Origin of the sequence: Phycicoccus sp. HDW14 (assembly GCF_011383005.1) — a bacterium.
Classification (GTDB): domain Bacteria; phylum Actinomycetota; class Actinomycetes; order Actinomycetales; family Dermatophilaceae; genus Phycicoccus.
Map to the genome: position 1 here is coordinate 2,534,869 of NZ_CP049935.1, position 14,744 is coordinate 2,549,612.

The following is a 14,744-nucleotide window of genomic DNA, read 5'->3' on the forward strand; positions in this document are numbered from 1 at the left end:
GGGCTCAGCCCCGCAGGGCGGCGCGCAGGTCCTTGTTGAGCGTCGAGATGACGTCCTGCGGGATGCCCTTGGGGCAGGCCTGCGAGCAGGCGCCGACGTTGGTGCAGCCGCCGAAGCCCTCGTGGTCGTGCTGGTCGACCATCGAGACCACGCGGGCGGCCCGCTCCGGCTGGCCCTGCGGCAGCTCGGAGAGGTGGGTGACCTTGGCGCCCATGAAGAGCATCGCGCTGGCGTTCGGGCACGCGGCGACGCACGCCCCGCAGCCGATGCACTCGGCGGCGACGAACGCGCGGTCGGCGTTGGGCTTCGGCACCGGCACCGCGTGGGCGTCGGGGGCCGAGCCGGTGTTCGCCGAGATGTAGCCGCCGGCCTGGATGATGCGGTCGAAGGCGCCGCGGTCGACGACGAGGTCCTTGATGACCGGGAAGGCGTTGGCCCGCCACGGCTCGACGGTGATGACCTCGCCGTCGCTGAAGCTGCGCATGTGCAGCTGGCAGGTCGTCGTCTTCTCGGGGCCGTGGGCCTCGCCGGAGATCATCAGGCCGCACATGCCGCAGATGCCCTCGCGGCAGTCGGAGTCGAACGCGATGGGCTCCTCGCCCTTGGCGTTCAGCTGCTCGTTGAGGACGTCGAGCATCTCGAGGAAGCTCATGTCCTCGCTGATGTCCTGGACCTTGTAGGTGACCATCTCGCCCGGGTGACGAGGTCCGGCCTGGCGCCAGATCTTGAGGGTGAGGTTCATCGGGGTCCTCGGGGGTGTCGGTGGTGTGGTGCGTGGAGCGGGGTGCCGTCACTTGTAGCTCCGCTGCTTGAGCTCGATGGCCTCGTAGACGAGGTCCTCCTTGTGCAGCACCGGCGTCGACATCTCGCCGTCGCCGTCACCGCCGGAGAACTCCCACGCCGCGACGTAGAGGAACTCGTCGTCGTGCCGCAGCGCCTCGCCGTCCTCGGTCTGGGACTCGGCCCGGAAGTGGCCGCCGCACGACTCGCGCCGGTGCAGGGCGTCGATGCACATCAGCTCACCGAGCTCGAGGAAGTCGGCGACGCGGCCGGCCTTCTCGAGGCTCTGGTTGAGGGTGTCGCCGGACCCGAGGACCCGGACGTTGCGCCAGAACTCCTCGCGCAGACCGCGGATGAGGTCGATGGCCTTGAGCAGCCCCTCCTCGGAGCGCTCCATCCCGCAGTACTCCCACATGATGTTGCCGAGCTCGCGGTGGAAGGAGTCGACGCTGCGCTCGCCCTGGATCTGCAGCAGGCGCGCGGTGCGCTGCTCGACCCGGCCGCGGGCCTCGGCGACGGCCGGGTGGTCGTCGGCGAGGGCCTCGAACGGGCCCTTGGCGAGGTAGTCGCGGATCGTGTTCGGGAGGACGAAGTACCCGTCGGCGAGGCCCTGCATCAGCGCCGAGGCGCCGAGCCGGTTGGCCCCGTGGTCGGAGAAGTTCGCCTCGCCGGTGACGAAGAGGCCGGGGATCGTCGACTGGAGGTCGTAGTCGACCCAGAGCCCGCCCATGACGTAGTGCACGGCGGGGTAGATCCGCATCGGCACCTCGTACGGGTTCTCGCCCGTGATGCGGGCGTACATGTCGAAGAGGTTGCCGTACTTGGCCTCGACGGCGTCCTTGCCCAGGCGGGCGATGGCGTCGGCGAAGTCGAGGTAGACCCCGCGGCGGAAGTCGCCGACGACCGGGCCGACACCGCGACCCTCGTCGCAGACGTTCTTGGCCTGGCGCGAGGCGATGTCGCGCGGCACGAGGTTGCCGAACGAGGGGTAGATCCGCTCCAGGTAGTAGTCGCGGTCCTCCTCGGGGATCTGGCGCGGGTCCTTGTCGCAGTCGTCGCGGTTCTTCGGGACCCAGATCCGGCCGTCGTTGCGCAGCGACTCGGACATGAGGGTCAGCTTCGACTGGTGCTCGCCGGAGACCGGGATGCACGTCGGGTGGATCTGCGTGTAGCAGGGGTTGGCCATGTAGGCGCCCTTGCGGTGCGCGCGCCAGCTCGCGGTGACGTTGCTGCCCATCGCGTTCGTCGAGAGGAAGAAGACGTTGCCGTAGCCGCCGGAGGCGAGCACGACGGCGTCGGCGAAGTGGGTCTCGATCTCCCCGGTGACGAGGTCGCGGACGATGATGCCGCGGGCCCGGCCGTCGGCGACGACGAGCTCGAGCATCTCGTGGCGGGTGTACTGCTTGACGGTCTTTGCGGCGACCTGCCGCTCGAGGGCCTGGTAGGCGCCGATGAGCAGCTGCTGGCCGGTCTGGCCGCGCGCGTAGAACGTGCGGGAGACCTGGACGCCGCCGAACGAGCGGTTGTCGAGGAGGCCGCCGTACTCGCGGGCGAACGGGACGCCCTGCGCGACGCACTGGTCGATGATGTTCGCGCTGACCTCGGCGAGGCGGTACACGTTGGTCTCGCGCGAGCGGTAGTCGCCGCCCTTGACCGTGTCGTAGAAGAGGCGGTAGGTCGAGTCGCCGTCCTCCTTGTAGTTCTTCGCCGCGTTGATGCCGCCCTGGGCCGCGATGGAGTGCGCGCGCCGCGGGGAGTCCTGGAAGCAGAAGACCTTGACGTTGTAGCCGGCCTCGCCGAGGGTCGCCGCGGCCGAGCCGCCCGCGAGCCCGGTGCCGACGATGATGACGTCGAGCTTGCGGCGGTTGGCCGGGTTGACCAGCGCGGCGTCGAACTTGCGCTGCGTCCACTTGCCGGCGATGGGGCCGGCCGGCGCCTTGGTGTCGGCGACCGGCTCGCCCTCGGTGTAGAGGCCGTGGGCGATCCCGGCGTTGACGGTGGTGTCGGTCATCGGTCAGTCCCTTACTTGATCAGGCCGAAGAGGATGGACAGCGGCGGGATGAGGAACCCGACGACGACGACCGCGGCGGTGGCGTACCCGACGGCCTTGGCCCGGCGGTAGGCGTGGGGGGTCATCGTCCAGCCGAGCGTCTGCTGCGCGCTGAAGACGCCGTGCGCGAGGTGGAAGGCGAGCGCGACCATGGCGAGGACGTAGATCAGCGTCATCCACGGCACCTGGAAGCTGGCGACGACCAGCTCGTAGGGGTTCTGGGTGACGTTCGGCCCCTGCTTGTCGGGGTTCGGGGAGATCTTGAGGAACGTGAAGTGCAGCAGGTGCCACGCGATGAACACGAGGAGGAAGACGCCGCCCCAGCGCATCCACGCGGTGCGCATCGCCGACTTCGCCGCCGCGTACTTGGTGCGACGGGCGTTGCCGGCCCGGCTCCACAGCGCGAACGCCGCGTACGCGTGCCCGACGAGGCTGAGCACCAGCACGACGCGGATCACCCAGAGCAGCCCGCTGCGCGGGAGCATCGGCTCACCGATGGTGCGCAGGTGCTCGGCGTAGGTGTTGAACGCCTCCTCCCCCGCCAGCATCTTGAGGTTGCCGTACATGTGGAGGAGGACGTACCCGGCGAACACGAGGCCGGTCCCAGCCATGAGGACCTTGAGGCCGATCGTGGTCCGCCGTGCCGTCCCTGCGCGCGAGGGAGTCAGTGTGGCCACGCACGGAACCCTAGCCCCCGCTCCGCGCCGGATCGACCGCTGTCGAGGCTGCGTGCGGTGTGACATTCACCCGGTTACCGAGAGGTAGCGGCAGGTCAGCGGACCGGTCGTCGCCGCTCAGGTGCGGCGGGCGGTGAGGGCGGCGTCGTAGAGCGCCTTCTTCGACAGGCCGGTCGCCGAGGCCACCTCGGCGCAGACGTCCTTGAGCCGCTCGCCCGCCGCCGTGCGCGTGAGCACCTCGGGCAGGACGTCCTCGAGCCCGGCCGCCGGACCGGTCGCGCCGCCGACGACGACGGTGATCTCGCCGCGGGCGTGCTCCTCGGCCCACCCGGCGAGCTCGGCGAGGGGTCCGCGGCGGACCTCCTCGTAGGTCTTGGTCAGCTCGCGGCAGACCGCGGCCGGGCGCTCGGGGCCGAGGACGGTGGCCATCGAGGTGAGGGTGCGGGCCAGCCGGTGGGGTGCCTCGAAGAAGACCATCGTGCGGGCCTCGGTGGCCAGGCCGGCGAGGGCCCGCTCGCGCTCGCCCTCCTTGCGTGGCAGGAAGCCCTCGAAGCAGAACCGGTCGACGGGCAGCCCCGAGACGGCCAGGGCGGTGAGGACGGCCGAGGGCCCCGGCACGGCGGTGACGCGCACCCCGGCGGCCACGGCCGCGGCGACGAGCCGGTAGCCGGGGTCGGACACCGACGGCATCCCGGCGTCGGTGACGACGACGACCCGGGCGCCCCCGAGCATCGCCTCGACGAGGTCGCCGGCGCGCCCCGACTCGTTGTGCTCGTGGAAGGACAGGACCCGCCCGGAGAGGGTGACGCCGAGGTCCCCGCAGAGGCGTCGCAGCCGTCGGGTGTCCTCCGCGGCGACGACGTCGGCGCCGGCCAGCTCCTCGGCGAGGCGGGGCGCGGCGTCGCGCGGGTCGCCGATGGGGGTGGCCGCGAGGACGAGGGCTCCGGCACTCATGGCGCGATCCTCGCACGCCCCGTCGGGGCCGCAGGTCGCCCACCTACGATGTGCCGGTGACCCGGACCGACGAGCTGCGCCACCGCCTGCTCGGCGTCCGGCCCACCGACACGCTCTGGGGATGGCTCGGCCCCGGCCTCATCGCCCTCGTCGGCGGCGTCCTCCGGTTCTGGAACCTCGACCGCCCGCAGGCCCTGGTCTTCGACGAGACGTACTACGTCAAGCAGGGGTACTCGATGATCCGGTACGGCGTCGAGATGCGGACGCTGTCCTCGCTCAAGAAGCCGGACGAGGCGTTCGTCGGCGGCCAGCCCGACGTGTTCAGCTCCGTCGACGGCGACTTCGTCGTGCACCCCCGGTCGGCAAGTGGGTCATCGGCTTCGGGGAGTGGCTGCTCGGCGCCGACTCCGGGTGGGGCTGGCGCTTCTCGGTGGCGCTCGTCGGGACGCTGTCCATCCTCGTCCTGGGTCGGGTGGCGCGCCGGATGTTCGGCTCGACCGCGCTGGGGTGCGTCGCGGCCTTCCTCCTCGCCTTCGAGGGCTCGCACTTCGTGATGTCGCGCACCGGCATCCTCGACATCATCGTCATGTTCTTCGCGCTGTGCGCCTTCGCGGCGCTGCTCGTCGACCGCGACCGCAGCCGGGAGGTGCTGGCGCAGAAGGTCGGGGCGCTGGGCCGCGGGGAGTGGCCGCGCGGGGGAGGTCCGTGGCTCGGGTGGCGGCCGTGGCGCTGGGTCGCCGGCATCTCGCTCGGCCTCTGCATGGGCACGAAGTGGTCGGGTCTGTTCTTCTTGGCGGCGTTCGGGCTGATGACGGTGTGGTGGGACCTCGGGGCGCGCCGCACCGCCGGGGTGCGGCACTGGGCGCGCGGCGGCCTGCTCACGGACGGGCCCTTCGCGGCGGTGCAGCTCGTCGTGACCGCCGTCGTCGTCTACACGATGTCGTGGACGGGGTGGTTCCTCTCCGACACCGGCTACCACCGGCACTGGGACCGCTTCAACCCCGGCCAGGGGGTGCAGTGGCTGCCGTCGGTGCTGCGGAACTGGCTGAAGTACCACCAGGACGCGTACACGTTCAACACCACGCTGCACACGCCGCACCCGTACCAGTCGAACCCGTGGTCCTGGCTGCTGCAGACCCGGCCGACGTCGTTCTACTACGAGAGCCCGACCCAGGGGGTCGACGGCTGCACGGTCGCCCAGTGCTCGCAGGCCGTCAACCCGATCGGGACCATCTCGGTGTGGTGGGTGGGCATCCTCGCCCTGGTCGTCGTGCTCTGGTGGTGGCTGGTGCGGCGCGACTGGCGCGCGGGGGCGATCGCGGCCGGCATGATCGGCGGCTACCTCCCCTGGTTCGTCTACCAGGACCGGACGATCTACACCTTCTACGCGGTGGCCTTCGAGCCGTGGGTCGTGCTCGCCGTCACCTTCCTCATCGGGCTGTGGGTGGGCCGCCGGGCCCCCGACCCGGCGCGCTGGCGCCTGCGCGTCTACGTCGTCGGCGGGTACCTGCTGCTGACGCTGGCCCTCTTCGCCTTCTTCCACCCCGTGTACGTCGCCGACACCATCCCGTACGACCACTGGCACTGGCGGATGTGGTTCCCCAGCTGGATCTGAGGCGGGGCGCGGTGGTGCACAGCGCTGTCGGGGGCCCGGCGTAGGTTCGGGGCATGTTCCTCCTCGGTGACGACGCGCGGCTGGTCATCAGCGCGTCCGACCTGCGCACCGCGTCGCTGTGCGAGTTCGCGCTCGTGCGGCGGCTCGACGTCGTCCGCGGGCTGGCCGCCTCCGTCGAGGACCCCGACGACCCGATGCTCGCCCGCGTCTCCGCGCTCGGCGACCAGCACGAGAACGCCGAGCTGCGGCGCCTCGGGCGCGAGCACCCCGGCGGCGTCCGGCAGCTGCCCTCCCCGCGTACACGCCGGCCGGGCTCGCCGAGGCGATGGCCGCCACGCTCGAGGCGCTGGCCGGCGACGCCGCGGTGCTGTCCCAGGCGACCCTCTTCGACGGCCGGTTCGTCGGGCGGGCCGACTTCCTCGAGCGCTCCGCCGAGGGCTGGGTCGTCAGCGACACCAAGCTCGCCCGGCACGAGAACGTCGCCGCCCTGCTGCAGGTCGCGGCCTACGCGGCGCTGCTCGAGGGGGCCGGGGTGCCGGTGGCGCCCGTGGCCCGGCTCGTCCTCGGCGACGGCGTGGTGCGCGACGTCCCGCTCGCCGACGTGCTGCCCGTCTACCGGTCCCGCCGCGACCGGCTCGAGGCCCTGCTCGCCGACCACCTCGCCGACGGCTCGGCGGCAGCGTGGGGCGACCCGCGCTGGCTGGCCTGCGGACGGTGCCCGGTGTGCGCGGCCGAGGTCGAGGCCTCCCGTGACCTGCTGCTCGTCGCCGGGATGCGGGGGCCCACCCGTCGGCGGCTGCTCGACGCCGGCATCACCACCCTCGAGCAGCTGGCCGCCTCCACCGGCCCGGTCACCGACGTGCGCGACGCGATGCTCGAACGGCTCCGGGCCCAGGCCCGGCTCCAGCAGCAGCAGGACGCCGACCCCCTCGGGCGCGTGCGCCACGAGGTCGTCGACCCGGCGGCCCTGCAGCTGATGCCCCCGCCGAGCGCAGGGGACGTGTTCTTCGACTTCGAGGGCGACCCGCTGTGGCAGGAACCCGGCTCGTCGGTGTGGGGCCTGGAGTACCTCTTCGGGATGGTCGAGACCGACTCCGGCACACCGCGGTTCCGCGCCTTCTGGGCGCACGACCGTCGGGAGGAGCGGCAGGCGCTCATCGACTTCGTCGACCACATCGCCGAGCGGCGGCGGCGCTGGCCCGACCTGCACGTCTACCACTACGCGCCCTACGAGCCGGCGGCGATGCTGCGGATGGCGGCGCGGCACGGGGTCTACGAGGACGAGGTCGACCAGCTGCTGCGCGAGGGCGTGTTCGTCGACCTCTACTCCGTCGTGCGCGCGGGCATCCGGGTCTCGCAGCGGTCGTACTCCATCAAGAAGCTCGAGCCGCTGTACATGGAGGCGCGCGAGGGCGACGTGCAGGGCGGCGCCGAGAGCATCGTCGTCTACCACCAGTTCTCCGCCGCGCGCAACGAGGGGCGAGAGTCGGAGGCCGACGCGCTCATCGCCGAGATCGCGCACTACAACGAGGACGACTGCCTCTCGACGCTCCGCCTGCGCGACTGGCTGCTCGACCGCCGTCGTGAGCTGTTCGGCGACCACTGGACGCTGCCGGCGCCCGACGAGGTGTCCGAGGTCGCCGTCAGCGAGAAGCGGCAGGCCGCGCTCGACCTCGAGGCGGCGGTGCGGGCGCTGGTCGCCGACGTCGTGGTCGCCGAGCGCACCGACGCCGACCACGCGGTCGCGCTCGTCGGGTCGGCGGTCCTGTTCCACGCACGCGAGGACAAGCCGAAGTGGCAGGAGCACTTCGAGCGGCTGCGGCTGCCGGTCGGCGACTGGCGGTCCGCCGAGGGCGTCTTCCTCGTCGAGTCGGCCGAGGTGGTCCGCGACTGGTGGCAGGCCACGCCGAGGCAGCGGCCCCGCCGCACGCTGCGGCTGCACGGTGAACCGATGCGGCAGAACGGCATCGGCGTCGGGGCGGCCGTGTCGGCCGTCTACGGCGCACCGCCGCCGGCGGGGATGACCGCCGAACGGCTGCACGCCAACGCGCGCAGCACGGCGACGGTCACGGTCCACGAGGTCGCGGACCGGCTGGCGGAGAACGGCCGGCTGCACCAGGACCTGCTCGTCGAGGAGCTGCAGCCCAAGGACGGCGAAGCGCACGTCGACGTGCCGGTCGCGCTCGTCCCCAACGACAACGTCAGCTCGGCACCCATCGACCGCGCCCTCGCCGAGGTCGCCGAAGCGGTGCGCGACACCGGTCGGGTGCCGGTGGGCGCCGGCACCGACGTCCTCCTGCGCTGCCCTCCGCGGCTGCGGGGAGGGGCGGGCCTGCCGCCGGTCGGCGCGGGGCCCGACGGGTACGTCGACGCCATCACGGCGGCGCTCACCGGGATGGACGACTCCTACGTCGCGGTGCAGGGGCCGCCCGGCACCGGCAAGACGCACGTCGGGGCGCACGTCGTCGCCCGGCTCGTGGCCGCCGGGTGGGCGGTCGGCGTCTGCGCCCAGAGCCACGCCGCCGTCGAGAACGTCCTGACCAAGATCGTCACGTCCACCGACGTCGCCGGCGAGCAGGTCGGCAAGGTGGCGCGGGCCACCTCCGACCCGGCGTGGACCCCGCTGGCCAAGGCCGACGAGCTGGCCGGGTTCGCCGAGGGGCACCGGGCGGCCGGGCGCGGGTACGTCATCGGCGGCACGGCCTGGGACCTCACCAACCCGGGGCGCGTGGCGCGGGGCGAGCTCGACCTGCTCGTCGTCGACGAGGCGGGCCAGTTCTCCCTCGCCAAGACCCTGGCCGTCTCGGTGGCCGCCCGGCGGCTGCTGCTGCTCGGCGACCCCCAGCAGCTGCCGCAGGTGACCACGGGCATCCACGCCGAGCCCATCGACCGCGCCGCCCTCGCCTGGCTGGCGCGTGACGAGTCCGTGCTGCCCCCGAGCTCGGGTACTTCCTCGCCACCACCTGGCGGATGCACCCCGCGCTCACCGAGCCGGTCTCGCAGCTGGCCTACGACGGGCGGCTGCACGCGCAGGAGGCGGTCACCGCCGCGCGCACCCTCGAGGGGGTCGAGCCGGGGCTGCACGTCCGGCTCGTCGAGCACCGCGACAACTCGACGCACTCGCCCGAGGAGGCCGAGGTGGTCCTCGGGCTCGTCCGCGACCTGCTGGGTCGCTCGTGGTCCGACCCGAGCGAGCGGGGTGCGGACGGGTCACCGGCCGGCCCGCGGGCGCTCGAGGAGCGTGACGTCATCGTCATCACGCCGTACAACGCGCAGGTCGGTCTGCTGCGCCGGGTGCTCGACGATGCCGGGCTGCCCGACGTCGCGGTCGGGACGGTCGACAGGTTCCAGGGGCAGGAGGCTGCGGTCGCCATCCTGTCGATGGCCGCCTCGTCGCACTCCGACGTCTCGCGCGGCATGGGCTTCCTTCTCGACCGGCACCGGCTCAACGTCGGCATCTCGCGGGGGCAGCACTCGGCGTTCGTCGTGCGCTCCGAGGTGCTCACCGACTTCTCGCCGCGCTCCCCCGAGGAGCTCGTGGCCCTCGGCGCGTTCCTCCGCCTGTGCGAGGGCGCCGTCACCACCGAGCGGGTCGGCGAGCCACACCCGGTCGGCTGAGGCGGCCGGGCCGCGGCAGCGAGCTGCACGAGGACGTCCCGCACCGCGATCCGGCCCGTGGTGTGCCCGGGGTGGGGCCGGTGGCACAGGACCCGGGACCCCAGCGGGTGGGGTCGCCAGACGGTGTGACTCGTGGTGGAGCCCGTGGCGTGACAAGCGTGGTGAGCACCCCCGTTCCCGCGCCACGGGGCCCCCCACGGGCGGGCCTGTGCATGACGAAGGGCCCGGCGACCAGCGTGCCGGGCCCTCTGTCTGTCGGTGGAGCTGAGGGGACCCGTCGCGCGGAGGCGCTCCGCGCCGGAGGCTCCTCCCGAATCCCCGCCCGTCTCACCACGACCGATAGACAGAGGGCCCGGCGAAAAGCGTGCCGGGCCCTCTGTCTATCGGTGGAGCTGAGGGGATTCGAACCCCTGGCCTTCTCATTGCGAAGGCGATCCGTGCCGTAGTGGGCCTTTCGCGATAGGTGCTTCCCCGTTGCAGCGGTTGCCCGAGAGGGGGCCGGCGCCGAACCCGGGGGGCATCGGGGGGGCACGGGTTCGGCAGGGAGTGGCACCGGCCCGTAGCGGAGCACAGCAGCCCGGCGGAGTGACCGGGTCAAGGGTGGCCGAAGGTCATCGCGGAGCGACGGCGCAGCCGCCCTTGATGCGGTCCGGAGTCGGGCGGATGCTCTGCGTCGGGTCGGCGCCGCGGGAGGTGAGGACGTCTCTGCGAGCTCAGCCGGCACGTTCGAAGTTTGGCGCGACGAGGGGGTGGGGTGCGACGGGGGTGCGCGGAGGGCGCGAAGCGCCCGCAGCGCGGGGGTCCCTGTCGCGGGCCCCGCCGCCGAGCTGCGCCGCGGCGCGGAGCGCCGCCTTGAGCCAGTACAGAAAGTCCTCCCGGGCCGAGCACTGGCGACTCTGTCCTCCGTCGGGTGATGTGCGACAGGTATCCGTCAGCTGATGTGCGACAGGGGTCGTGTTCGGCACCTTGGGCGGTGACGTTCTCCGTGGGAGCGTCGCGACCTGAGGAGGCCGGGATTGGCTCTGGTTGTCTTGTCTGTCGTCGAGCAGCGGTTGGACGCGGTCCGGGAGGTGCTGGCCGGGGCGGACGTGATCGAGGTCGCGTTGCGGTACGGGGTGCATCGGTCGACGGTGCACCGGTGGGTGGGCCGGTATCTGGTGGGTCAGCTCGCGGGGTTGGCGGACCGGTCCCATCGCCCGAAGGGGTGCCCGCACCAGGTCCCGGCGGAGGTCGAGGCCGCGGTGGCTGAGATGCGCAGGAAGCATCCGCGGTGGGGCTCGCGCCGGATCCGGTTGGAGATGCTGCGGCGCCCGGTCGAGGGCGTGGCGGTGCCTTCGGAGCGCACGATCGACCGGGCCCTGATCCGGCAGGGTCTGCTGCGGGCGAGGCCGCGGAAGAAGCCGCGGAGCGCGTACATCCGTTTCGAGCGGCCGGGGCCGATGCAGCTGTGGGGCATCGACATCGTTGGCGGGATCGAGCTGGTCGACACGGTCACTGGGGAGGTGCGTGAGGCGAAGCTGGTCACCGGGGTGGATGACCACTCGCGGTACTGCGTGATCGCGCAGGTGGTGGAGCGGGCCACGGGGCGGGCGGTGTGCCTGGCCTTCGCCCAAGCCCTGGCCCGGTTCGGGGTGCCCGAGGAGGTGATCACCGACAACGGCAAGCAGTTCACCGACCGGTTCGGCAAGGGCGGGGAGGTGCTGTTCGACAAAATCTGCCGCCGCAACGGGATCCGGCACCGGTTGACCGCGCCGTCCTCACCGAACCAGAACGGCAAGGTCGAACGCTTCCACGGCACCTTCCGCCCCGACTTCCTCGACACCTGCGAGCCATTCGAGTCCCTGGAGGCCGCGCAGGCCGCGGTCGATGCGTGGGTCGCCGGGTACAACACCGACCGGCCCCACCAAGCCCTGGACGTGAAGGTCCCGGTGACCCCGGCCGAGCGGTTCGCGCCCGTGCCCGGCGAGCAGCAGGCGCTGCTGCCGCTGTGGCTGCCGGCGACGCTGCACCCCATCCCGTCCGAGAAGTCCGATGACGCTGAGCCTGTGCCGGCCGCGGCGCCGGCCCCGGTCCCGGGTGGGCCGGTCGAGCTGGAGCGGGTCGTCGGGGCCTCGGGCAACCTCGCCATCCGCGGGCAGCAGTTCTGGCTCGGACCCGCCCGCGCCGGGCAGCGGGTGCGGTTCTGGATCGACTGCGACCTGGTCCACCTCACCGTCGGGGGCACCCGCGTCAAGACCGTGCGCTCCCACCTGTCCGTGACCGACCTGGCCGCGCTGCTGGCTGAAGGCGCCGTCCCGGCCGGGACCAGCCCCTCCCCGCCACTGCCGGGGTCGCGGCCGGAATCGTGGAGGTCGAACGGGCCGTGGCCCGCAGCGGCACCGTCAGCCTCGGCGGGCACGTCGTCCTCGCTGCGGAGATCCTCGCCGGCCGCCAGGTCGGGATCCGCCTCGAGGAGCACACCCTGATGTTCTTCGACCTCGAGACCCGCGAGCTGCTGCGCACCCGACCGAACCCGGTCCCGCGAGAGCAGTGGCTCCGGCTGCGGGCCGTGCGCCCCGCGGGCCCGCCGCTGCGGCCCTCCCGCGAGCCGGTCACCGTCCAGCGCCGCGCCTCCAACAGCGGCATCGTCATGGTCTGCGGACAGAAGATCGCCCTCGGCCGCACCCACGCCCACCAGACCGTCACGATCCACGTAGCCGAGACCACCCTGGCCATCGAGGTCGACGACGAGACCCGCGTCGTGGCCCGGACCACCACCACGCCCGTGCGTAACATCAAGGTCGACCGGCCACGGACGGTCCCCTCAGTTTCCTAGGCCACCTGTCGCACATCAGGTGGCGGAGAAACGTCGCGCATCACCTGTCGGATCACAGAGCACTGGCGACTCGTCCCGCGATCCGCAAGAGTCTCGAACCCCAGTCGATGCACCCGCGCAAGCGGATTGAGCGGACGTTCCGCCCAACACCCCACGACCGCGCCGAGCCGCGACGGAGCCTTGCCGCCCCGTGCGCGTGACGTCCCTCGCGCCGCGACCGCGAACAGGACATCGCGCCCAGACTCGTGTCCTGGTAATGCGCTGGTCGGATCCCATGCGGGTGGACGGCCCGTCTGTATGGCAATCTGACGGAGACGGATGAGGGGGTCGTGGCCGTGGTGTTCCCGGGCCTGCTGGAGCAGGAGCCCTTCCGGCGGTTCTTCGTGGGCCAGACGGCGTCTTTGGTCGGCGACCAGGTCGCGGCGATCGCCATCCCCTAACCGCGTTGTACGTGCTGGATGCGACGCCGGCTCAGGTGGGTTGGCTCACCGCAGTCGCGCTCGTGCCCAACGTGCTGTTCGCGTTAGTTGCTGGCGGGTTGGTGGATCGGTCCGGCAGTAGGCGTCGGGTCATGCTGGGTGCCGACGTGGCGCGCGCGGTCGCGGTCCTCAGCCTTCCCCTCGCGTACTTCGCTGATGGGCTCTCGCTGCCGCACCTTTTTGTCGTTGCGTTCGTCGTCGGCGCGTGCGACGTCGTGTTCTTCGTGGCCTACAACGCCTTCGTCGTGGCCCTGGTGAGGCCAGCCGAGTTCATCCCCGCGATGGGGCTGCTCAACGTCAGCCGGGCTGGCGCGGAGATCGGTGGACTGTCGTTGGGCGGAGTCGTCGTCAGCGCGCTGACGGCGCCGGTCGCTCTGGCAATCAACGGCCTCAGCTTTGTGGTCAGCGCGATGCAGCTGGCGCGCGTCCGGGTCCATGAAGCTCCGCCTGCTCCGAGACGGAGCTCAGCACTCCACCTGGGCGACGGATTGGCGTGGATCTGGCGGCATCCTGTCGTCAGGACCATGCTCCTGACGTCCGGCGCGATGAACCTGTTCGCGTTCGTCGCCAACGCGATGCTCGTGGTCTACGCCAGCCAGACGCTTCGCATGAGCGCGAGCCTCATCGGCTTTTCCTTCGCGGTCGGCGCCGTGGGCGGCCTCATCGGAGCGACCACCTTTGCCCGGGTGCAGCAGCTCCTCGGGCTCGGCCGCGCGATTGTCCTCGCATCGATCGCGTTCCCCGCCGCCGGATTCCTCTACCCGCTCGCCACCGGCACCGGGCTTGAGGGCGCGGCGTGGGTCGCCGCCGGCGAGGCACTGTCCGCGGTGTTTGTCATCTGGCTCGACATCGGTCTCGGCGCCGTGTTTGCCCAAGAGGTCCCCGATGAGCTGCGCTCTCGAGTGGCAGGTGCTTACCGCACGGTCAATTATGGCGTCCGACCAGTCGGCGCCGCCCTGGGCGGGCTGCTCGCCGACGGGCTCGGCCTGCGCCACGCCCTCTGGGTGAGCGCCATCGGAATCTTGGTCAGCGGCCTGTTCCGGGTGCGACCCCGGCTCCTGGCTGTGCAGGCCCCCGAAGCGCGACCCGACTAACTCGATCCAATCGGAGTCACATCGCAATATCGGACTCACATCGCAAAAGATGGGTGCGGGGCTCCGAACAACCGCGCCATCACTCGGATGGCGCGGAAACTGGCACTCATCCGGATGTGCGAACTTTCAACGCGGCCCTTCCTTCCCTGCGAAGGACCCGATTCCGGGCAGGTGAGATCGGCTTCTCCTTGAACGAAGGTTCGGCCGCGCGTCACATTGGCTGGAGCACGCAGGTACACACGCACTCGATGGCATCGCTCGGGGATCGGCTCCCCCGGCCTGGCCAGTGGCCAGTGGATCAACGCCGCACATGGTTCCTATCGCGCCTGCTGCTTCGTCTCCTGAGCGACCCCCAGGGGCCTAGAGACGTATCGGCGACCTGGCCGCCCTGGACCGGGTGTGCCGGGTGACGGGGTCGCACTAGTCACCCGGCACACCCTCGGGAAGGGGTGGCCACCCGTGACATACCCTGCCGACTCGCGTGGGCGTTCGGAATTCGGTGGCTTCGGTCAGGACGCGCCGCTGGATCTCGCCGCGGGGTTGGATCTGTCCGGGCTCGTGGCTCGCTTCCGGGACGGCACCAATGACGCCTTGCTCGAGACGATGACCGCGGTGCACAACTGCGCCCGCCCCATCCGGCTGGCCGGCTCCTCAACGACCGT

General features: G+C 71.9%; 9 protein-coding genes and 1 pseudogene. 6 read left to right on the top strand and 4 right to left on the bottom strand.

All coding sequences use genetic code 11. The features are described from left to right. Positions 1-4: 4 nt before the first annotated feature. The 4 genes from G7075_RS12375 to rsmI form a co-directional block, all read right to left on the bottom strand. Entirely contained in the window at positions 5-742 is a 738-nt protein-coding gene (locus G7075_RS12375; protein WP_166122187.1) for a succinate dehydrogenase/fumarate reductase iron-sulfur subunit, read from the bottom strand. A 48-nt stretch (positions 743-790) separates the two neighbouring features. After that, complete coding sequence (locus G7075_RS12380; RefSeq protein ID WP_166122189.1) at positions 791-2,791, bottom strand: fumarate reductase/succinate dehydrogenase flavoprotein subunit; 2,001 nt, start codon at positions 2,789-2,791, stop codon at positions 791-793. A gap of 11 nt (positions 2,792-2,802) precedes the next feature. Then, a complete protein-coding gene (locus G7075_RS12385) occupies positions 2,803-3,507 on the bottom strand; it encodes a succinate dehydrogenase cytochrome b subunit (RefSeq protein ID WP_240917581.1) in 705 nt (234 codons plus the stop codon). 117 nt (positions 3,508-3,624) lie between these two features. Then, entirely contained in the window at positions 3,625-4,461 is an 837-nt protein-coding gene (rsmI, locus tag G7075_RS12390; RefSeq protein ID WP_166122194.1) for a 16S rRNA (cytidine(1402)-2'-O)-methyltransferase, read from the bottom strand. 121 nt (positions 4,462-4,582) lie between these two features. Between rsmI and G7075_RS12395 the strand changes: the two genes are divergently transcribed. The 6 genes and pseudogenes from G7075_RS12395 (at position 4,583) to G7075_RS12410 (ending at position 14,082) form a co-directional block, all read left to right on the top strand. Next, entirely contained in the window at positions 4,583-6,076 is a 1,494-nt protein-coding gene (locus tag G7075_RS12395; RefSeq protein ID WP_240917582.1) for a dolichyl-phosphate-mannose--protein mannosyltransferase, read from the top strand. 118 nt (positions 6,077-6,194) lie between these two features. Beyond that, positions 6,195-8,888 (top strand): annotated as a pseudogene (locus G7075_RS12400) (TM0106 family RecB-like putative nuclease); the annotation flags it as partial. Between the two features lie 158 nt (positions 8,889-9,046). Then, positions 9,047-9,694: a DEAD/DEAH box helicase gene (locus G7075_RS21260; RefSeq protein WP_240918048.1), complete on the top strand. Its 648-nt coding sequence runs from the start codon at positions 9,047-9,049 to the stop codon at positions 9,692-9,694. Between the two features lie 1,016 nt (positions 9,695-10,710). Next, positions 10,711-12,159: an IS481 family transposase gene (locus tag G7075_RS12405; RefSeq protein ID WP_240917583.1), complete on the top strand. Its 1,449-nt coding sequence runs from the start codon at positions 10,711-10,713 to the stop codon at positions 12,157-12,159. Beyond that, positions 12,159-12,509, top strand: coding sequence for a hypothetical protein (locus G7075_RS21265; RefSeq protein WP_240917584.1), 351 nt, complete (start codon positions 12,159-12,161; stop codon positions 12,507-12,509). Before G7075_RS12405 ends, G7075_RS21265 begins: the two co-directional genes overlap by 1 nt. Before the next feature lie 451 nt (positions 12,510-12,960). After that, positions 12,961-14,082 (top strand): MFS transporter, encoded by a 1,122-nt coding sequence (locus tag G7075_RS12410; RefSeq protein ID WP_240918049.1) that lies wholly within the window; start codon positions 12,961-12,963, stop codon positions 14,080-14,082. Positions 14,083-14,744 lie beyond the last annotated feature (662 nt).

Coding starts and splice junctions, on each gene's coding strand:
- G7075_RS12395 (WP_240917582.1), top strand. CDS start 4,583: ATGGCTCGGCCCCGGCCTCATCGCCCTCGTCGGCGGCGTCCTCCGGTT.
- G7075_RS12380 (WP_166122189.1), bottom strand. CDS start 2,791: ATGACCGACACCACCGTCAACGCCGGGATCGCCCACGGCCTCTACACC.
- G7075_RS21265 (WP_240917584.1), top strand. CDS start 12,159: ATGTTCTTCGACCTCGAGACCCGCGAGCTGCTGCGCACCCGACCGAAC.
- rsmI (WP_166122194.1), bottom strand. CDS start 4,461: ATGAGTGCCGGAGCCCTCGTCCTCGCGGCCACCCCCATCGGCGACCCG.
- G7075_RS12375 (WP_166122187.1), bottom strand. CDS start 742: ATGAACCTCACCCTCAAGATCTGGCGCCAGGCCGGACCTCGTCACCCG.
- G7075_RS21260 (WP_240918048.1), top strand. CDS start 9,047: ATGCACCCCGCGCTCACCGAGCCGGTCTCGCAGCTGGCCTACGACGGG.